The 20,805-nt window shown below is 53.6% G+C and carries 10 protein-coding genes and 6 pseudogenes; 2 read left to right on the top strand and 14 right to left on the bottom strand.

Annotation, left to right across the window (positions count from 1 at the left end):
• Positions 1-896 precede the first annotated feature (896 nt).
• Complete coding sequence (locus tag AC3FLX_RS30915; protein WP_488701130.1) at positions 897-1,529, top strand: IS607 family transposase; 633 nt, start codon at positions 897-899, stop codon at positions 1,527-1,529.
• Entirely contained in the window at positions 1,523-2,719 is a 1,197-nt protein-coding gene (locus AC3FLX_RS30910; protein ID WP_488701129.1) for an RNA-guided endonuclease InsQ/TnpB family protein, read from the top strand. Before AC3FLX_RS30915 ends, AC3FLX_RS30910 begins: the two co-directional genes overlap by 7 nt.
• A 28-nt stretch (positions 2,720-2,747) precedes the next feature.
• On the opposite strand, the pseudogene AC3FLX_RS30905 reads toward AC3FLX_RS30910, so the two are convergent.
• The 14 genes and pseudogenes from AC3FLX_RS30905 to AC3FLX_RS30840 form a co-directional block, all read right to left on the bottom strand.
• Positions 2,748-3,391: pseudogene (locus tag AC3FLX_RS30905) on the bottom strand (transposase); the annotation flags it as partial.
• A 90-nt stretch (positions 3,392-3,481) separates the two neighbouring features.
• Positions 3,482-3,682: pseudogene (locus tag AC3FLX_RS30900) on the bottom strand (ATP-binding protein); the annotation flags it as partial.
• Positions 3,672-3,899, bottom strand: a pseudogene (locus AC3FLX_RS30895) (IS21 family transposase); the annotation flags it as partial. The pseudogenes AC3FLX_RS30900 and AC3FLX_RS30895, both read right to left, overlap by 11 nt.
• Positions 3,900-4,142: 243 nt before the next feature.
• Positions 4,143-7,295 carry a putative Ig domain-containing protein gene (locus AC3FLX_RS30890; RefSeq protein WP_488701128.1) on the bottom strand — a complete coding sequence of 1,051 codons (3,153 nt, stop codon included), beginning with the start codon at positions 7,293-7,295 and terminating at the stop codon, positions 4,143-4,145.
• A 664-nt stretch (positions 7,296-7,959) separates the two neighbouring features.
• Positions 7,960-8,809 (bottom strand): annotated as a pseudogene (locus AC3FLX_RS30885) (integrase core domain-containing protein); the annotation flags it as partial.
• A gap of 13 nt (positions 8,810-8,822) precedes the next feature.
• Positions 8,823-9,155 (bottom strand): annotated as a pseudogene (locus AC3FLX_RS30880) (ISL3 family transposase); the annotation flags it as partial.
• A 346-nt stretch (positions 9,156-9,501) separates the two neighbouring features.
• Positions 9,502-9,693, bottom strand: coding sequence for a hypothetical protein (locus AC3FLX_RS30875; protein WP_488701127.1), 192 nt, complete (start codon positions 9,691-9,693; stop codon positions 9,502-9,504).
• An 849-nt stretch (positions 9,694-10,542) separates the two neighbouring features.
• Positions 10,543-11,172: pseudogene (locus tag AC3FLX_RS30870) on the bottom strand (IS5 family transposase); the annotation flags it as partial.
• Positions 11,173-11,411: 239 nt separating this feature from the next.
• Positions 11,412-11,996 carry a phosphatase PAP2 family protein gene (locus AC3FLX_RS30865; protein ID WP_488701126.1) on the bottom strand — a complete coding sequence of 195 codons (585 nt, stop codon included), beginning with the start codon at positions 11,994-11,996 and terminating at the stop codon, positions 11,412-11,414.
• A gap of 299 nt (positions 11,997-12,295) precedes the next feature.
• A complete protein-coding gene (locus AC3FLX_RS30860; protein ID WP_488701125.1) occupies positions 12,296-13,855 on the bottom strand; it encodes a ShlB/FhaC/HecB family hemolysin secretion/activation protein in 1,560 nt (519 codons plus the stop codon).
• A 1,308-nt stretch (positions 13,856-15,163) separates the two neighbouring features.
• Positions 15,164-16,234 carry a glycosyltransferase family 4 protein gene (locus tag AC3FLX_RS30855; RefSeq protein WP_488701144.1) on the bottom strand — a complete coding sequence of 357 codons (1,071 nt, stop codon included), beginning with the start codon at positions 16,232-16,234 and terminating at the stop codon, positions 15,164-15,166.
• A gap of 78 nt (positions 16,235-16,312) precedes the next feature.
• Positions 16,313-17,041 carry a polysaccharide deacetylase family protein gene (locus AC3FLX_RS30850; RefSeq protein ID WP_488701124.1) on the bottom strand — a complete coding sequence of 243 codons (729 nt, stop codon included), beginning with the start codon at positions 17,039-17,041 and terminating at the stop codon, positions 16,313-16,315.
• 319 nt (positions 17,042-17,360) lie between these two features.
• On the bottom strand, positions 17,361-17,795 hold the full coding sequence (locus AC3FLX_RS30845; RefSeq protein WP_488701123.1) for a DUF3757 domain-containing protein: 435 nt from the start codon (positions 17,793-17,795) through the stop codon (positions 17,361-17,363).
• A gap of 922 nt (positions 17,796-18,717) precedes the next feature.
• Positions 18,718-20,316 carry a YadA family autotransporter adhesin gene (locus AC3FLX_RS30840; protein ID WP_488701122.1) on the bottom strand — a complete coding sequence of 533 codons (1,599 nt, stop codon included), beginning with the start codon at positions 20,314-20,316 and terminating at the stop codon, positions 18,718-18,720.
• Positions 20,317-20,805 lie beyond the last annotated feature (489 nt).

The raw sequence follows: 20,805 nt of genomic DNA, 5'->3' as shown, positions 1-20,805 counted from the left end.
AAGCAATTTCTTGTTATTAATGTTGCGTCTTCTCGGCAAACTACTACAAGCCACTTTGCCCTCACCCCCTAACGAGGATAGTCATAAGAAGAATCCACGCATTTCCTGATTTTTCGTGGAAATTTTGAAAGCCCGCGCGTCTCACTGACCATATGGAATGTCCGTCCTTGCGAACCGCCGCTCCCTAGCTCGGTGCGGAAGAGCGGACGTTCGCAGAACGACGGTCGTCGCCTTGGCCCAATACGTCACGCTATCGGTACAGTCAAGGAATACCTAGGAGACACCTTCTTTATGACCCAGGGAAGCATGGTCAGTCTGGAAGATCGCCAAACGAAGACGCACAGAATTGACGTCTCGCAGCAACCAGGGCGTTCTTGCGCAACATCTGCAAGGCGCCCGGCATCACCGCGGCAATCACTGCAACCCTAGCAGACTGGTCGCCGGAGTACGCGACCAACGTCGCATGTGAAGCGAATCCCTCGGGGTGGTCCCTCGGCGGCACCTCATGCCATTGCCCGTGGAGAGCATATTCTCGAAGCAAAAGCACTGATATGACTCCGGATGTCAATCGAGATTGGTTTGTTCAGTTTTTAAGTTACGTATTGCCCCCTCAATTTCCTGCAGGCGACGTAGCAGTAAATCTCGACGGTGGATCAGGCTGATATCCGCGGGTTCGTTACCGCACGACAGGGTCCGCCCAATGAGCCTGCCGCTATCTAGTTCCGCAAGTCGGATGAGATTCTGTTGCCCAGCGCTTTCTCGGATTACTCGAGTGCCGGGCTACGTCGCCTTCAGGAAACTGCCTACCAAGTAGTTGTTGAACCGTCGATGTGGGCAGGGCTTGAACTGCCGCCAACATAGTTGCGCGTTCTTGCGCAGTTATGCACAATTTGCGCATGTCACGCACGATGGTCAGCATACAAGAGGCTGCGGAGTTTCTGGGCGTTTCGGCTCAAACGCTCAGGCGCTGGGAACGCGAAGCCAAGCTTATTCCGGACGAACGCACAGCCGGCGGGCGTCGTCGCTACGATCTGGCGCGTCTGCGGCCCGAACACTTCCATGCAACCGCGATGGCGCGGCGCACCGTGGCCTACGCCCGTGTTTCCAGCCACGACCAAAAGGATGATCTTGAGCGGCAGAAGCAGGTACTGGAGCTTTACTGCGCGCACCAAGGCTGGACGTTTGAGGTAATCGCCGACCTTGGCTCAGGCATGAACTACCACAAGAAAGGCCTCAAGCGCTTACTGGGCGCGATCATCGACGGCACTGTCGGGCGCCTGGTCATTACCCACAAGGATAGGCTACTGCGCTTTGGTGCGGAACTGGTGTTCGCCATCTGCAAGGCGAGGAACGTCGAGGTCGTGATCCTCAACCAGGGCGAGGACACGACGTTCGAGGAAGACTTGGCCAAGGACGTGCTGGAGATCATCACAGTGTTCAGCGCCCGGCTCTACGGCAGCCGTTCGCGCAAGAATCAGAAGCTGCTCGACGGGGTGCGTCAGGTCGCGGAAACCGCCCATTCATGCTGATTGCTCACCGCATCGCCCTCGATCCGAACAACGCGCAAGCCACGTATCTAGCGCGTGCGGCGGGCACGGCGCGCTTCGCCTATAACTGGGCGTTGGCCGAGTGGAAGCGCCAGTACGAGGCGTGGAAGACGGACAATGCATGCCCCAAGCCGTCGCAGACGGCGTTGCGACGCCAACTGAATGCGATCAAGCGCGAGCAGTTTCCGTGGATGATGGAAGTCACGAAGAATGCGCCGCAGATGGCGATCATCCAGTTGGGCGACGCGTTCAAGAATTTCTTCGCGGGCCGTGCCCGCTATCCGCAGTTCCGCAAGAAGGGCGTGCACGACCGCTTTACGCTCACCAACGATCAGTTCAGCCTCGACGCCTCACGCATTCGCATCCCCAATCTCGGCTGGGTGCGCATGCGCGAGTCGTTGCGCTTTGCTGGGAAGATCATGTCGGCCACGGTCTCCCGTGTGGCCGACCGCTGGTTCGTCAGCCTCACCGTGGACACACCCGATGGTTCGCATCTGCCCGAAGCCGAAAACCAAGGCGCGGTGGGTGTCGATCTGGGTGTGTCGGCACTGGCGACGCTCTCGACGGGAGAATCGATCCCCGGCCCCAAGGCCCACAAGGCTTTGCTGGCCCGCCTGCGCAAGGCGTCGCGCAGCCTGTCGCGCAAGGTCAAGGGATCGGCCAATCGTCGCAAGGCGAAAGCAAAGCTGGCGAAGCTGCATGCCCGCATCGCCGCCATCCGCTTGGACGCCCTGCATAAGCTCACGACTGACGTGACACGGCGTTTCCATACCATCGGCATTGAAGGTCTGAACGTGCGCGGCATGTTGAAGAACCGGCATCTGGCCCGTTCGATCGCCGACATGAGCTTTTTTGAGCTGAGGCGGCAACTGGAGTACAAGGCGGACATGCGCGGCGGTAAGGTCGTCGTGGCTGACCGTTTCTACGCCAGCAGCAAGACGTGTTCGGTATGCAGCCACAAGATGGACAGCTTGCCGCTGTCGGTGCGCGAATGGACATGTCTCGCATGCGGGACGATTCACGACCGCGATGTCAATGCGGCCGTGAACCTCTGTAACAACGCCGTGAGTTCCACGGTGTCAGCCTGTGGAGAGGAAGGCGCTGGCTCGGTTCGAAAGATCCGAGTGAAACCGGCCTCTGCGAAGCAGGAAGTCAGCTTTGTTCCTGTTTGAGCAGGAATGAGCAAGTCTGACGGAACGGCTAGGTTAGGTTGCCCGGTGCCTCTTGTGGTACGGCAAGCGACATGGCGAGCCGGCCGATATCCCAGATGAACCCGCTCAGTTCGCGGGCCACCGCAAATACCGCAGTGTTCGGGTTCTTACCGCGCGCGGCTAGTTTCCGATAGCGCCGGCGCAGTCGCACCTGGGCGTCCCAAGATCGGTCAACGATAGCCTTTGGTAACCTTCGTACCGGCGCTGGACCTCGGGGCTCACGCGTGCCGGGTAGCGGTAACTCCATGCGGCTTCGATCAGTAACTTTCTTGCATAGTTATTGCCGTTCTTGGCGATGCTGCCCTGACGCCGTTTTTCCCCCGATGAGTGCTCGGCGGGCGTGACGCCGAGCCAGGCCATCAGTTGGCGCGGATGCACGAAACGCGAGAGATCCCCCAACTCGGCGAAAATGCCGATCACCGTGGTGAACTGCACGCCGCGCATGGCCTGCAAGCCCAGTACGGCCGGGTAGAAGCGCCAGTTAACCACTGCTTCGCGCAAGGCGGTTTCGAGACGGCTGCATTGGGCGACTCGATCCTCGATGGCACGTCGATATTCGTCACAGGCAAGTTGTTGCCACACGGTATCGAACGCAAAGGCACTGATCCAGCGCCGGTGCGCCGGGCCCCAGTTGCGTATTTCGGCGAACGTGACCGCCGATTTCGGGATCGTGACCGATTCGGCGGGATGGGAGTTGCGCGGTGCCGATTGTAGGGTTTCGTATCAGTTCTGGTCGAGTCCTGGCTCCTGGATGGTGGGTTTTGGGGATGATTTTCTGAGCGACTCGCCGGTGAGCGTGATCCGGTGATGACGCTGCATGAGACGGTCGAGCATCGCATCGGCAATGGTCTCGTCGCCGATCCAACTGTGCCAATGCTCAATCGGTAACTGGCTGGTGACGATGACCGTGGAAAATCCACTCGAGCACCGCTGCCCGTATGCTCTCCCGGATGCAGTGGTGAAACGGATCCAGCATGATAGGACGCGCCTCACGCAGCTTGTAGCGGCGGAGATCGTCGACCACCAGGTAAGCGGGGGCACCGTGTTTGCGAGAGACGCCCAGGCGCCGCGCGATCGCGCGCAGCTTCAACCCCTGGGCCTTGAGCACGTGGATCGACATCCACTGTCCCTTCAACAGCATCTTCAGCCTTCGCGCGGAAAGGCAAACTGTACGGAAAAGTGGCTCACTTTACCTTCCGCACAACAGCATGGTACGAAACATATAAATGGAATCCAACCCAAAATACGTGCGGCAATCTGTAATATAAAAAGTCGACCCACAACATCCATGTCTCCCGCTACTCTCTAACAATTCCTCCAATCAGTTCCGCGCGCAAATAAAACACTTCAAAAATTGACTGGCATTCAATGTAACAAATACGCACTACGGAAGAAAAATTGCAATTGATGCGGTTGCAGACCACGAAATACTATTTTTTATCTGATATTCAACAACGCATCTACCTGAGGCATCAGGCTTTCCTTTAAAATAGAAGGACAATTTTCCATCTCTCAGCTCAAATCCCTTGTCCGCACAAAACCGTGCCTCATTTGAAACCGAAACAACCTTCCCTTCTAAAAATGGGCCGCCGATCGCAAAGCGCCCTATATCTGAATCGTGATAAATCAAATCTGAGAAAGGCTCAACGTGCTCAAAAGTATGAGCCATCGGAGCATCAGCCACATGGAGCTTGTACCCCTTCTTCCCACTCGAACTCCCTCGCATTGCTTCAACGGCGAACGAATATTCGCCTGAACCCTTTGGAATTCCGGAAATGTGCCCTTTCTCATCCAGGGTGACGCCTTCTGGGAGTCTTCCTTCCGTTATCTTAAACATCGCCGGAGCACCCGCCTCGTTCACCTTTAGATCCACCTCAAATCCCCCCCCTTTAGTCGCACCTTTCGGAAGTTCTGCGGGACCGATCTCCAACTGCGGGATAACTGTTATCACGAAGTAGACTAGTATCGACGCAACAGGATTAGGTAATAGCTGATCAGCCTCCATGCAAAATGCATATATTCCTGGAACATAAGGTTTTCCAACCAAGCTATTTCTGTTTATTCCGCACCCAATTGGGGGTGTACCGTCTACAGGAGACTGACTATGGAATACAAAATTATTAAATTCAATATTAATCGGCTCATTACAGATAATGGTCCGCAATTCTCTCTGAATGGAAAACCGAGCTAAATTTATATGACCCGGTAGCAAGGCTTGCCCATGAGTCGGGAGAGGGCCATCTTCCCTTATCACAGAAACATAGACAACCCCACTGTAGTTCTTGACCACCCCAGCCGAGTCCTTTGCAGTCACAACGTAAGACAATGGGCAAGCTCCGTGCGCGAGGCGGCTCCCAGAAATAATTATTTCATAATCCTTACCATTATCATTCCTTACAACCTCTACATGAGAAAGGAAATTATATGGACCGACTATATCCTTTGATTCAGCCGCCAAAGAGACATTAACAAGAGAATCATCTCCCAAATGAAAGAACCGCGATAGATCCTCGATTACCCTGTGCTCACCAGCATAGACATAAATATGAAACCCAGATATCTTCTTATCCACAGCATCAGATCTTTTGACCACAAACTCGTCCAGAAAAAAAATCCCGTCCGCGAACTCATCGGATCCACCTTTCTTTCTGAAAGACGCTACCGTCACAAATTCAAATTCGCCAGTCGCGATTGGCGTTCCGTCAATCTGGTAGTCCGGATGCAGAGTTAGACCCGGGGGAACCTCTCCGGCTAGGACCCGAACATTCTTGAACTCCAAGCTTCCATCTGGCGAAGGAATATCGATGCGTATGTTCTGCGTGGCCTCTATCTTTCGCTTATTAGTGAATGTATTTTTATCGACAACTTCCACCGTAACGAGGTTCGAACCTTCAATGTTTAGTGATCCATTTTTGGGAGATTTTAGTTTTGCAGTGCCATGTGCAAAAAATTTAAATCGGCCAGCCAAAACCGGCTTCCCACTAACTACCCTATCGCGGATGGACAGGCCCGGAGGGGGCATATAACGGACATCAGGGACACGACCGACAATTGATTTGTTGTCAACTTCCACGGACAAGGTTTCCGCAACATCCCCCGTTCCCCTATATGGAATCCCTACACTTACCCTAGTTGGCACATACGTTAATCCAACGACACCCTTTGGAAGAGGACGCGGCTCGAATGTAACGCCATCCGTAGTATGAATGCGCACATTTAATCTTGCCGCCACATTTTCAGCATCGACAACCCAGATTGGAACAAGCCAACTCCGTCCATAAGGCTGATCGTACTCAAAATCCCACTGGGTATTGATTTCTGCTATCCCGAAAATTGAGCAGCTAGCATCGTAATTGCCCAATCGTACCCAGTGAAATGGTGCCCCAGTCAAATCCGCTCGTAGTTGATATGGCGCCTTCCACCCTTCAAATTTCAAATCTCTTTCAAACCGCCCACCCAAACTCACGCTTATTTCGGTGCTCGCACTATCTGCTTTCAGGGATTTAACTTCAACATCGAAAATATACCATACCGAATTTTGTGTTGCGGATCTCGCGACTGCACTAAACGTATAGTTCCCCGGTTTTATATCAAAAAAACATGGGACCGCCCAAATGGTGGGGTAGTCGAATTTCTTGTCCAGTCGAGGATCCAAGGTCCATTCCTTTGACCATCCAGGAAGTTTTTTTATAGTCTCATTTCTCGTTTTTCCAGGCTGGGCAAACATAAGACCGAGCGGAAATCGCCCAGACAAATACTCCACGCTATCAAAATCCTTCATCTCGAAAATGAATTCGTAAGGCTCGTATCCCTCTTCGACGCCTCCGCTCTTAGGATATTGAATCGGTCCATCAATCAGCGCATCTTTCGTTGATTCACTATGAATACCTGAGAACACATCACCACCAAAATCGCCGGAAGTGACCTTGATAAATGGAAGGGCCTTTCTTACGAATCCGTCATTACTTCCCCAAACCAATAGTTCAAACCATCCGGCAGCGATAATTGCGTCATTCGGCGGACGATTACTTGACTTTGCAATAACGAAGAAGGTATGCATTGTTGTATCCTTCGTCGTGGGGACGCCGTGCAGTTCCCCCGTCCCCGATGACAGTGTCATTCCGTCTGGGATGACTATCCGATTCGCATATTTCTTTGGACCGGCCGCCGGCCTAGCACTTTCGAAGGCAGCATATCCCGGCGGCGGGGAAGATAGAACTTCAAACGAGTGTTGCCCACTATAAATCTCGGAAGGAGACACTCTCGCATAAAAACGATGTGGAAGTAAGCTCTCCGCCACGAGATACTCGAGACCTCCGACACCCTCAGGCAAATACTCCCGATGCTCCACCACCTCGTCGAAGCAAATATACCCAAGGTGTCGTACTGACATTTGAAACCACTGCGCGGCAAGTATCTCTAAGCCGGGTCCATCATTTCTTCGTCCTATACCAAAGACGCAGAACGAATAAACTTGCGTGGACCCTATTTCTCCAACTCCAAGTGGTCGCCCAGTAAGCACGCCGTTGGCATCCATGCTAATTCCATATGGAATTTGAACAATGCTATCGGATTTAATACTTGTAGGGCGCGGCGCTGTCGGCGAAGATCCGTGCAACGAAATCGAAAATCTGATATCTCTATAATCGGATAATTTATATCCACTCGAATTCTCTACCAATTTAACGGCCACTGGCTTACCATCGGCTGTCAAATATTTTAGGCTAGAACTAGCAGAAGGTAGATTTATGCCGTCACTCGGCTCCGTTTGCTGTATATCAAATAGCATCCAAACTCCTTATAAATACGACTCCTAATACAAAACACTATTCGTCACAACCATTTCTTAACCCCGTATGGATACGGGGAAATTCACGCTCTAGAATAACCTTAAGCACGAGCACTTCCGGTTTCCCCACCTGATTTAGGATCGAAGTCGCCGTGAGCATGGAGTTTAGCTGTGGATTCCTCCGCGTGATATTAAGAAAGCGTGGAGAAAAGTTAACAAGCGTGTCGATCAAAAGATCCCAAACTAACAAACGATGGATGCGCCCCACTTGGCTGTGATTAGATCTGACGGAGCTTATAAATTTTGGGATGAATCATAGTTCGGAAGTTCTCCGAAATTCAGGCGTCCGGCTAAGAATTTGTGATAAGTGGCATCAAAACCCCTGTGACCTGCGTCGGGATGATGTTGCCAATCAGGCATGATCGATATTTGCGGAAGCAAGCCAGGCTCGACGAACCGTGGACTGGGCTGCGGTGCGATGGGCGCGGTATGGCCCGCGCTCGTTGCTGTAAAACTGGCGCGAGCGCTCGATGAGCACCTTGGCCTCGGCGCGGCTGCGAAAACATTCACGATTCAGCAACTCGTCGCGCAGCTTGCCATTGAAGCTCTCGATGAAGCCGTTCTGCCACGGGCTGCCGGGGATAGTGAGTGCCGGACCGATCGCAGCATCGCGCAACCAGCGCATGACCTTGGCAGCCGTGAATTCGGCTGCCGTTGTCCGAGCGAATGGCGGCTGGCTTGCATACGGCCGCACGAGACACGACAGCGTCAGGATCACGTCCTGCGAGCGCGCTGGCTGGCGCGTACCGCGATCGCCAGGCATTTTCGGGGGTATTCGTCTATCACACACCGCTTCTTCGGCGCCCGGCCCAGCGACCAATTGCTCATGCACGAAGTCCTAGCCCGAGACTGAGTTGGGCTGCGTCGCGCCTGGCAGGCGGATGTCGTTGCCGCAACGGCGCCGGCGGGGGCGCCGTCGCGGGATGCCAAGTTTCAGGGCGCGCCACATTCGGCACACTCGCGACTCCCCATCACCAGCCAGGCCGGCATCCGGCGATATCCAAAGCGCAGCACCTCCGACGATACCCCGCAAGGATCCGGTCGCCCAAGCACCGCCGTCTCCGGCTGCTTGAGCACGTAGGTCGCCACCCGACGGCTGTGCCCCAGGTAACGACATGCCTTGCGTTGCGAGAGACCCCGCCGGGTCAGGACTTCCAGCGCCTCGCGCCGGACACCGTCGGTGTGCTCATTTTTCGGTTCGACGACGAATTCCGGGGAATGCCAACCCAGATCGTAGAAAGTCGCCACCGGCTGCACCTTGCAGCTACGCAGCAACTCCCCACAGGCCTGCGCCAGCCGGGGCGGTGACACGCTGGTAGCGTCCCAGCCATTCGAGCCGTGGATCCCCGCATTGATCTCGCACCACGCGCGCCTGCGAGGGACATGTAGCACCACTCGTTACTCGAACAACGGAAGATCGTGCACGCACCGCACCACCCTCTCATGGACTTGCCGGCACTGCAATCCGCATTCCTCGCAGCATATGACCTTGCTGACCGGCTTCAGGTACAGCGCCAACGTACGTGCTTCCGCTTCGGGCCATACCATCCGATCGAGCTTGTAGCCACCCCAGCACCCCACCGCCAGTTCCAGCTGGCGACAGGATTCGACTCTGGCGCTAGGCCTAACTCAACACCTCGCCGCCCACACAATCGAGCGATGAACTCGACACCGACAGCCAAAATCCTCCAGCACTTGCCTTCGGTTATCCACACTAGCCAACTCCGTACACCGCCCGCGATAGATAACTGACGGGTGAGAGTTCGTTCCCACGCGCGACACAGGCTGGCATACTTGACGTGGTCGCCTTAGAATCTACATAGTCACAGCCCCGCCTTCCACGCAAGACAACCACTGCCATACTGAATACCGAATTGGCCCATAGCCACCATTATCAATGCCTCTTTCCAGCAACAACGTGACTGCGGTGCTTGTTGCGCACAAAACCGCTATGAGGCACATCGCGCGATGGTTGATCAAAAAATACCCGCGCGCCCAATGTCCAGTCGTTATGGAAGGCATCTGGATTTTCAGTACGGGCCTTTTTTGTGGCCGCGTTGATCTCTTCCGAATTTCTTGCGCTCATCAATGCCTCCCTAATCTCTTGATTGAGGAGTAGCCTCACTTCTGTGGACCTCATTTGTAAATTCACTCTCAAATAACGAACGGATTTACATGGTGACAATACGATCAGATGGATAAAATAGGAAATTTCTTGTTATGGAAGCGCGGATCAACGAGGTCTTCGTATTGCGCTACCCACGGCTTTAGTCTTTGCTTTCACAATGAGCGAGAAATGAGCCAGATTCACGGCGTTTTTTGCCAATTTCTCGCTATTTCTGGCGCGCTTTACACGCTCATGACAGATTGCCCCCTACAGCGCCAACAACGGCTTCTTAGCAAGCGCCAGATTCGCAAGACCAAACAGGTTGAAATATGCACCGTGCTCTTGGACAGACTCTTGCAGCGAACTTTGCGATGCCCTAGGAGATTGAGGACGTGGAATGGACGCTCGATCAGTGCCCGAATCCAGGCCTAGCAGGCTGCTGAAGTACTCCCTCGCACGGGGGGTCGGCTTTCCTGTGCAAGTGAGCACGGCTTGATTTCGCAATCCGGAACCTAGGCGCCGCTGGATCGAGTTTTTCGGCTGTTGAGCGACCATTTCCTGCATTCTTTTCCCGCTACTGCAACTGCGGACGGATTTGTCCCCAGCGAACGCATGCGCACGAGGTTGTAGGCGGCCATGCACAGCACGAACATCTGGTGAGCACCTCAAGAGAGCACCTCGATGGCGTTGGTATTCCCCGCTCCGAAGCTAACGATCTACAGATCGACCTTCGATGCGCTCGGGCAGACAACAGCCAAGCCGCCCCGTTCATCCATGAACGTTTGGTAGTGCAGCAGTGGCTCCCCGGAATCAGTAAGAAGGCCTAACAAGATCACTGCCATGCGGTTCACCGCGACGGGCAATCTCGGTGGCGATGCCAGCGGCGTGACGCGGCTCCCGATTTTTGTCGTGGTCGTAGCCGCGATCACCCTAGACGATGCAGGGCATGGACATAGGACGGCCGCGCTTGCCGCGGATAGGTGGAATCGCCTCGACCAGCGGCAGCAGCTGGGTAACGTCGTTGCGATTGGCGCCGCTCAGCATCAGCGCCAGCGGTATACCTTGGACCTCCGTCAGGAGGTGATGCTTTGAACCGGGTCGCGCGCGATCGGTGGGGTTGGGTCCTGTTTTTGACCCGACCCCACCACGCGAATGCAAGAGGAATCAACGATGACACGTCACCAATCGACGCGGTCGGCCGCACGCAGCTTGGCCAACTGCACCTCGTGCAGGCAATCCCACACATCGGCCTTCTGCCAGGGGCGCAGTCGTCGCAAGCAACTCATCCCCGAGCCGCAGCCCATTTTCCTTGGGCAGCATCTCCCAAGGAATGCTGGTGAGCACGGGCCTGATCGTCTAGCAGCTTGCGCCCGGGAAGCGGGTGCGCCGAGCTTTCGGTGGCGGCACTAGTGGTTCGATGAGTGCCCACAGTTCGTCGTCGAGTATTAGTTTGGCCATGTCCTTTGCGCTGACGAAACAACGCAAAGGCTAACAAAGATCACTTGAAGTTAGCAGCCCTGTAGATTCATTTTGTTAGGGCTTCTAAGCTGAATACTCGGCAAAATCCTTCATCTTCTGCATACCGAACTGATGGTACTGAGGCGTGCTCTGGCAGCGATAGTGGCCGCCGTAGCAGATGAAATTCCCGCTCGCGGTAGGAAGTTCACTGTTGGCGAATGCCAGAATGGGAAAGCATGCTAAGTTCCTGCAACTTCAGCACGAAAGCACTTTGACATAAGGCGCTTACATAAGGCGCATGCAATAACTGCAAACAGGCCACCTGCCACGACGTCCAGTGGGAAATGTAATCCAGCCGCACAACGCGCCAAGGCCACCCACACTGTGATCGTCAGCAGTATGAATTTTCCCATGTCGTTCTCGCGATCCCACAGCACATAGCAGACAGATGCCATGAGTGCCGCATGGCCACTAGGGAAACCGTAAGGGTCCTCAGCCCCAAGTCGAGTGACGAGGCTAGGGAAAAACACGCCCGGCCGCGGCGCGTCAACAAGAATCTTGACCACGCCCACTGAGGCTATCGCCATTGCTATCAGCATGAAGCAATATCCCACCTGACGCCAGTAGTCCCACCAACTTCGATCCTGAATCCCGGTGCGCAAATACATCAACGTACCGCAAGCCAACGCGTGCAATGGAAATATTCGAGGGTTAAATAACCAGAATGTCCATTTTAGCATCGAAATTGGTACGAGCTGCCCCTTCTTCATAATCCACTGCAGAAACACTTGGTTAAATGGAACAGCAATTTCATTGATCAGCATAACCTTCACAATCCACAACCTACTTTGACGTATTTTGATACAGCACTCAAACTTAAATACGTCGACTTTAAGATACATACCAAAGAGAGCCCGACGAAGGCAACCCCCCACCGATCGTACCGTCGATGCCTAAATTCTACTCCCTGGTCTTCAATCTAATTTTACAATGATGTTTCTGCTACACGATGGATACGCACGACATATCGGTTGGCACGATCCGCACCAATAAAATACTGAATTTACATTTCGTATCTCAATATATCAATGCGCACCCACCTCATATTTAACCCAATCAATTACTAAAAACTATAGGCCAAGGAAGCCCATAACCATCCTTTGGGCTGCGTATCAATGCCAGGAACGTTCCCGCCAACTCGCATCGCCAAGCTTAATGATGCCGTAATCATTCGATATGTAGCATCCACCCCAACACCAACTCCTTGCACATTCACATTATTCGGCTGTCCATTCATCGGCGCGCTACGCAGAATACCTGTCGCTACATCGTAGAAGGCGTACAAATTGACCATTGACACTGCTACAGGCACCCGCAATCCCGCAGCTCCCCTGAAAATCAACCCTGTATCAACAGAAAGAAAATCAGAACTGAATGCACGTACTGCGGCAGGCCCGCCAATCACCAGACGAGATGAGCCATCTAGGTTATTGAAGCTATACTGCCCAAACACATCGCCTTGAACATAAGCAGAGGCCGACAATGACTGAACTCTCGATATTGATAATTCAATCTTGCTATATTTTCCTGCTGTTTGACTACCATGTGCATCCTGCTCAGCAAACAGCGGGTTATTGAAGCGTAGATCGCCGTGCGTAAAGCTCGCCGACAACCGACTCGCACTCGGCTGCCCGAACAGGGTATCGCGTATATTTCCATACAGTGACAGCACAACTGCATCTGAACTTCTGCGATTATCGAAGCCAACTTGGTTGTCTCTATAAAGGCTGTGGCTATACGAAATTTTTGCAAATAGGTTTCGGCTCTGCTGGCGTACTAATGGATAGCTTACATACGTCGACAGGACATCTGCGGTGCCATCAAACATGCCAGCGTATATTCCACCCAAGTGATACAACATATGGTTGTAACTCACGCCGCCTCGCATCCCGCCGCGCCCAACGGGGAGATCGTAGGCCACTCCACCAAACGTCGAGTCTCCGTTATCCGATCGGAATGGCATACCGGAGACATTCAGGTACAGAGCGTCCCCCAGCCCGAATGGACTGCTTATGCCGACCGCGCCGTTGATCCGCGAGCGCCCCGTCGAACGCCCTCCGAAATTATCGATGGATATCGCGCCAGCAATCAACGGCGCAGGCTCCACCTCCATCTCAACATCCACTGTTCCCTTAGTGCCCCCCCGCGATAAGCGCGGTCGTGCGCTCGCAACCCCTGGGATATCTGACATCAACAGACTGGCGCGCTCGAGATAATCTGTGTTATCGGGATTCTTCCGAAAAGCCTCCAATGGTCCTTCCAGAAGTTCGCCTCTAACTCGACTGTGATTGCTTAATCCTACCCTTCCCGCTTTACCCTCCACGATCAGAAACTTCACTTCACCCTCTGTGAGGCCTTGCGGATCCACCACAATCGATGTGAAGCCATATCCTCGTGCGCTGTAAGCGCGACTAATCGCTTCGGCGATTCGCTCTAGATCCGACTGCGACACTTCCGCTTTCACATACGAGGCGACCAATGGATCCAAATCGGCATCGGTCAGCTTGTGATTCCCCAAGAACTTGATCTGCTTAACAAGATAGCGCTTCTTTTCCCTACTAACATCTTCTCGATCAGGTTGATCAATCACATTTCCTCGCCCGACTGATTGATGTTGCTGCATTAGGCTACCCGCGTTTGGCACGGTTGGTGGTGGCAATGATTGCCCAGCACAATCGATAGCCGAGGTTAGGGAAGCTACTCCCAGCGCAATTGAGCACGACTTCAGAGTTATTTTCATGCAGGAACCCAGCGATACCCTACTCCCCGGAACGAGATGGCAAGCGTAGCGCCCCCGGGGAACAGAAGGGATTGATGATCGAATGACAACCCGTCACACATCCACCAGCACTAGCACGCAACGTCTCGCGTGCGACAACAACGCGCAGGGGAGAAAGGGCGGACGTGCTATGCGCAAGAACCGTGATCTAGCATCAGGGATACAACCGCAGCAGACCCTTCAGCACAAGAAAACGAGGGAAAAATCCTGCTCGATCAAACCGGGCAGGCCAAAGGCCAAAGGCCAAAGGCCAAAGGCCAAAGGCCAAAGGCCAAAGGCCAAAGGCCAAAGGCCAAAGGCCAAAGGGTATGTCCCTTACACCCGAAGGGCGACAGGAAATTTCTCGTTTTCGCTTGCGCGAGTGCCCCGCTCCGCCTAGGGCACTCGAATCCCCATATATATCTTGATAATATATATAAATATATTCTACTATTTTGTTTTTTATTTTAACAAAAACAAAATAGTCATATTTTTGAGCATGGGTTATTGTCCGACTATCGTCAACAGAGGTGCCGCCCATCCGGCGCAACCAGGCAGCACAGCGAGCTCCGGCTGCTGTAACCCGTTGAATCGCTCTCGATAACCGGTTTCGCGACCAAGGCCCCTTTGGGTTGGGTGACACTAACTAAGTGGACAGGGACGAGCTGAGATGGCGTCACCACTGCGGAGTGCGACGGCCTCAAAAGTGCTGGAGCGCTGGGCAAAAGGACGATGCAATTGCGCCGCCTTGTAAGCCAGGCGAAGCTCTCCATCATTTGAACACCTTCAAGGCCTTTGTGGACCTGCCTCGCAGAGGCTCTCGAGATAGAACCGATCCACAAGGTCTTGCAGATTTCCACCCGGAGCTTCGGCACCCCGCTGCACAGCCGCCTCGCGGTGTATTTACGCGCTAGATGCGTTGCGTGGCTTCGGGCTGAGGTCAGCTAGCCTGACAGGCCAATATGCAGGCTGAGGGCCACCGACCTTTAGAAGCAGATGACCCGTGCGGGAGGTAGCCGTGTCGGCTCGCCACGGACTTCGGTCAAGTACCCCTGAAAGACGCCTGAGTTCGTTGCACGCCTACGAGGCTTCATGGCGGCATGTGTGCGCAGGCTTTGGTAAGCAATTTATAGGCGTCCAACCTGTGTCTCATCCGGCCGCACTTGTGCTCCCCTAACCTGCCTGCAGGCAATTGCGATAGTGGTCAATCGTTTGGCGCCCCAAGCACGTGAGCGAGAAGTTGTTCTGAACCCAATTAGGTCCCCGCTTCCCCATATCTGCAGCGCGCATCGGATCGGCAACCAAATAGCACATAGCGTCGGCGAGTGAGATTGAGTCCTTTGGCGGCACCAGCAATCCATGAAAATCTTCTATAAATGTCTCTGGTATACCATCAAGCTCAGAGGCAATTACCGGCTTTCCGCAACTGAGCGCCTCCAATATCACCAATCCTAGTGCTTCACTCCCGACCGCAGGATGTACAAGAGCATCTATTGCCTGCATGAAGCGGGGGATATCCCCCGCAAAGGAGAGGAACAAGAATCTTTCAGCAACGTCAGTTGATTTAAGTTCCAAGCGCATGCGTGGAACGAGATCCCCATCTCCTACACATACAAAGAACGCATGCGGATACTTGCGTAACACCAACCTCGCCGCATTAATGAAATAGCGCTGCCCCTTTCCATCCGGCCGCTGCGCTCCTCCGATAAGACCGAAAACGAACGCATCGACTGGTATCCCAACTTCGTGACGAATTTCATTCCGCCAAGTTGACCGGGGTGCAAAACTCTCCGTGTCGATCCCGCAGTATATTCTTTCAACTTTCATCTCGCGGCAAGTATCTGACCGAAGTATCGAGTCCTTGACGGCATCGGAAACCGCTATAACACTAGCATGTGCAGACAGGAGTTTTTGGGTTCTCGGCTTGAGCGACGTCATAAGATGGCGGGTTACGACTAGCCTCGCGGATCTTCCAGACAGCCACCATACTAATGCACCAAGCCAATAATCGCGCCCATGATGAACGTGAATGATGTCATATGCCACCTCGCGGGCCATTCGTGCGACGTCCCAAAAGAACCGTGACCGCCCACCGCGTAGAAGAACAACCTTCTCACCCAAGATGTGACGGGCAGTTTTTGAGCATCTGCTTCCGGCAGGAATAGCTAGTGTTACGTCGCATTTTTGTTTCAATAAAGACTGGCATAGGGATATTGTGTGTGAGTCCACCCCCCCTCCCTTCATCATCGAATTTATTATTAGTACACGCAGCCTTTTTACGTCCCTCATAATACTACTCTCCATCCAACAAAAATAAACCGCCTAAATCCCCTTTCGATCTTCATGGCATGTCAATATCTTCTGCAAAAAACCGAATATATTCGTCGTTCTGGCAATAGATATTCGCCGAAGCATGAACATGTCATCCCCCGGAGAAGCTCTTCCGCTTTTTGTTGTTACCGCGCTGCGATAACCGGCTTCCTGGACAAGCTCCGTTACCGCGGAATTGAATTCCCCGTACGGATAGGCGAAATGATGCACGGGTGCATTCAGACCAATTTCCAAAGTTCTTTTGCAGGTTGAAATTTGCCGGCGTGCGTCAGCCACGGAGAGGGAGACCAGATCTTCGTGCATCAGCGTATGCCCACCTACTTCCATCTTGGCAGCCCTCCAGTTCCGCAATTGGTCCCAAGACATAAGTCGCTTTCGTCGGATTCCCTTTTTACGGTCCCATTCGTTTGTGCGTCCGATCAACCCGCTCACCGCGTAACACGTAGCGGTAAAGCCATACTTTTTCAAGATCGGCAACGCATTTTCATAGTTGTCGAGGTAACCGTCATCAAACGTTATGCCAACGACTTTCGCGGACACCACACCTCTCAGATGCGGTTCGAGATCTGACATGGACATGCCGCGATAACCTAATTTATGGAGCATCCACATTTGTCTTGCGAAAGCCCCGGGCGACACAGACAATCCACGCATCGGCCTGCCACGCGGAGCCGGTACGTCGATTTGGTGATACATTAAAATAGGAATCTTGTAAGTCATTTTTTCTTAAATTAAGAAGCTGCTTCCAATATGCAGCGACAACTAAATGATCAAAACCGTCAAGATTCTCTATTAACAGCCGTATTGTCGGAAAGAGTTCGAGATACGTTCGCTGTTACCACTCGGCACGCGAGCGTCTACATACGTCGTCCTCCGAGATTGCTAGCAGCGCCAAACCGTTAGGGCCAGCCCACTTAATTCGAGCGGGTGAAATGAACAGCGACGCTCCATATCGCCGGCGGCGCCGCCGCATATAACGCGGCGCGCAAGCCGAGGCGGCAGCATGGTCCCAAGCACTCGGCAGACACTGAACGCTCACCTACCGAAATACTTCAAATTTGCATGCAACTGGATCCTTTCCCGAGCACTCATAATAAATAGTCCCAAGAGGTCCATCCATTTGACGCCATCTATTCCAGTCACTTATTGCTACCATTAGCTCCGCACCATCACGCGGTCGATATTCCAAATGGAGAGTCCCTTTGGCTAGTTCGTACGAACATTTTGTAAGTACCCCGAAGCTTTTATCACGCTCCAGGATAGGGTATACAGTCGCCGAGCCAAATCGACGCACAATGCCGCCGAATCCTATCGGAGCAACACCCAGCCACTCTCCAGCACCCTTTGCGCGGGCTCGATATACGGCATCGGTTTTATAGATGTCGATTATCGCCGGGCAACTCTCGTTGGCTAATGCGTTTGAATAAACAGATACACATAAGAAGAAAGCACACCACGCCTCGCGATGTGACATACGAACCCCACGCAATAACTGGAATATTGTTTATATTTGGCTAGAAACCTGAGGAGCGCTTCTGAAATTTTCAAGAAATTTTTTGAAATCCTCCAAAAAATTGGGTTGAGATACCTTCAGGGTGCCGCCTGATTTCCTGAAGAACGGACAGAGAGGGTCACAAGAGCAGCCCCCTCCTCAACGCTCGATTACGTCCGGCTCTTTCGCTTCATGTGCTTCGAACCAGAGTGCTTCGGTTTCGAGTGCGCTTTCTTTGCCACGACTTTCAAGAATCCATATTCGTTAGCGTCACGCGCTGACGTAGCTTGAGCGACAGGCACGAAAAGGGCCATAGATATGCTACTCGCGAATATTGCAAGGAGAAATTTCCGCATACGTTTAAACATCCATTGTGATTTTGTTAACAAACCAAATAGGGAATTTAAATCCCTACTCCCGAAGGAATTATCTTGCCCCAAGGAAGATGATTATGATCATCAAGCCAAGGCGCCACGCAGGAAGCAGGATTATTCTTGTTTCTACTGCGTGATGGTGTTGATCTGCGTGCCAATTACATAGCAAGCTTGCTCGCACCATTTAGTTAGTGGTTTCCCCATCGTACGTCCGGGGCAGACTATCGGCGTATCGGTACTGGAGCGAGCGTTCTACTCCGGCACAGATGGAACTCGCTCCCTGCCGCCTCTTCACCGAACTGGACTCGAAGACTCAACCCTTTATTGGTTTGCGCCTAGCAAGACGTGCAGTGCGAGCGCTGAATTGCGCAGAGTCGCCACCTATCTGTGCAGGAACCAGTTGCTAAGAAGGGGGCCAGATATCTTGAAAGAGGCTAGGCAGCGACTAACAACGAGCCGCACAGCTCGCGGCCTCAACAGAGGCCTGACCCCGCCCATTGCATGCTGTGCCCGAGATTTTGAAGGATTCTTTACCACTGGTAGCCAGCACCAAGCGACGCTCCAACATCACCGTAACTACCGACCGATGCATTTGTTTTCACGAGCCAATGGCCACCTTCGGTGATCATCGAAGCGCCGACCGCAAAGGCCGTGGCACCACGATAGGTACTACCAGCCGCAGCCACCATTCCCTTGCCTGGCGTGTACGCTTGCGGGAGTCCGGCCATCGCCATGGCAGCGGCAGTGCCTGCATTCGCCTTGCGCTCAACATGAGATATCTCCTGCTCCACCTTCCGCACCCGCGAATCAGCATATGTGTTTGCCGCAGCAACGGCATCCGCAGCTCGGACATCGGCATATGCGTTAGCTGCAGCGATAGCATCCGCAGCGCGGTGGTTCATCTGCTGGACGTTTACAGCATCGGTTGCCGCGGTACCACCTGCAACGTTTGCTATTTGACGCTCAGCACCTGCCGCTCCGACGGACACTGTGTTATCCCGCTCCGCTAATGATCCAGCACCTAAGGCAGTAGCATTCTTGCCTGTCGCTTTCGCCCCACGGCCTAGGGCAATCGCACCGGCAGCCGACGCACGAGCCCCACCACCGATTGCAACCGACTCCACTCCATCGGCCACACTATTCGCGCCATTGACGTGTACCCCGCCCAGGGCATTGAATTGCTTCTGAATCTGGCCGTACTGAGCATCGCGCGACATGGATTCGATTTGGGCCCCTCTCGCAACGACCTGGAGACCGACCTTAATGCGATCTTGCTCAGCCTGTTGCTGTGCTACGTATATTGCCAAGCGCTGCGGATCACTAACCCGCTCCAAAGTTTCTGCTTGCTTGGCCTGCTCCCACTGACCACCCAATTCCCTTACCTGCGTCTCAGCCATGCGCTGCTCATTCTCTGCACGTTTGGAACGCTCCCACTGACCGTCCAACTCTCTTGCCTGAGTCTCAGCCTTGCCTTCTGCTTGCTTGGCCAGCTCCCACTGACCACCCAATTCCCTTACCTGAGTCTCAGCTCTGCGCTGCTCATTCTCTGCACGCTTAGCACGCTCCCACTGGCCGTCCAACTCTCTTGCCTGAGTCTCAGCCTTGCGTTGTGCCTGCTTGGCAAGCTCCCGCACCTTTGCTTGATTGGCAAGCTCCCGCACCTCTGCTTGATTGGCAAGCTCCCACTGAGCGCCCAATTCTCTTGTCTGAGTCTTAGACCTCTTCTCCGCATTCACCAACGCTGAGATATCCGCCTGATATTGTGCAATGGACCTGTCACGTGCCGTTATCATCGCCTGCATCGCCGCCAATGCGCGATCTTTTGCCTCCCCTGCTGGAGCGCTCTCATACCGCCGCGTCGCCTCAGCAATGTCCGCCTTATTCGAATCCGCAAGCGCCATCAGTTTCGCGTTAAATTCCTTGCGACTCACAGTTGATGGCAGAGGAAAAACCTCGCTAACTTCTGGGTGGTTATTGGTAGAGTGCACCAGTGGCAGTACGTCTGGCTCCGCGTTGAACCGTCCCTGACTTGACATGCGCTCTTGCCATTCAGCCCGCGCCACCCCCATCTGTTCCGCCGCATCGGCCGCCCAGCACGGGGCCGCCACAACGACACCAGCGATTGACATCACCAGTACCTTAGAGAGATTATTAATTTTCACAAAACACCTATATCTACAAATTGACCGCCGAAATATTGACGATCTCCGCCTAAGCGCGCGACAAGGAATTTCTTGGATTCGGCGAACTCTTGGACTGCGTTCGATGCTTAGTAACGTTGGAAAGCAGCCCGGATCGTCATAAACGGGGGCGGCATGGGCCACATTTACGGCCGGGGAGCGGCCGTAGTTAGCCTTTAGCGCCGGAGTGCACTTGATGTTGGATCATCCAAAGCATGCTCAGGCAAACAGGAAGCGCAGTTGCCGCATGTTCGTCATCAACCCTCGATAGGGCATCTTTCTGAACTGACGTTTTTGTCACCCGAAGCGGCTGTTCCAGCTTGGCGCGAATTTGCGCCTTGATCCGTTCGGGTTCGTCGGTCAGCCTTCCTAGCGGGCCATTCTTGTCCACCGCTCGGCACTTTTCCCGATCGCATCGCAACGTGCCACCTCGCATCG

The sequence above is a fragment of the Cupriavidus sp. 291-E7 genome, from assembly GCF_057798835.1.
Note: the sequence above shows the minus strand (reverse complement) of the source record. Positions and strands in the feature narration are given on the sequence as shown.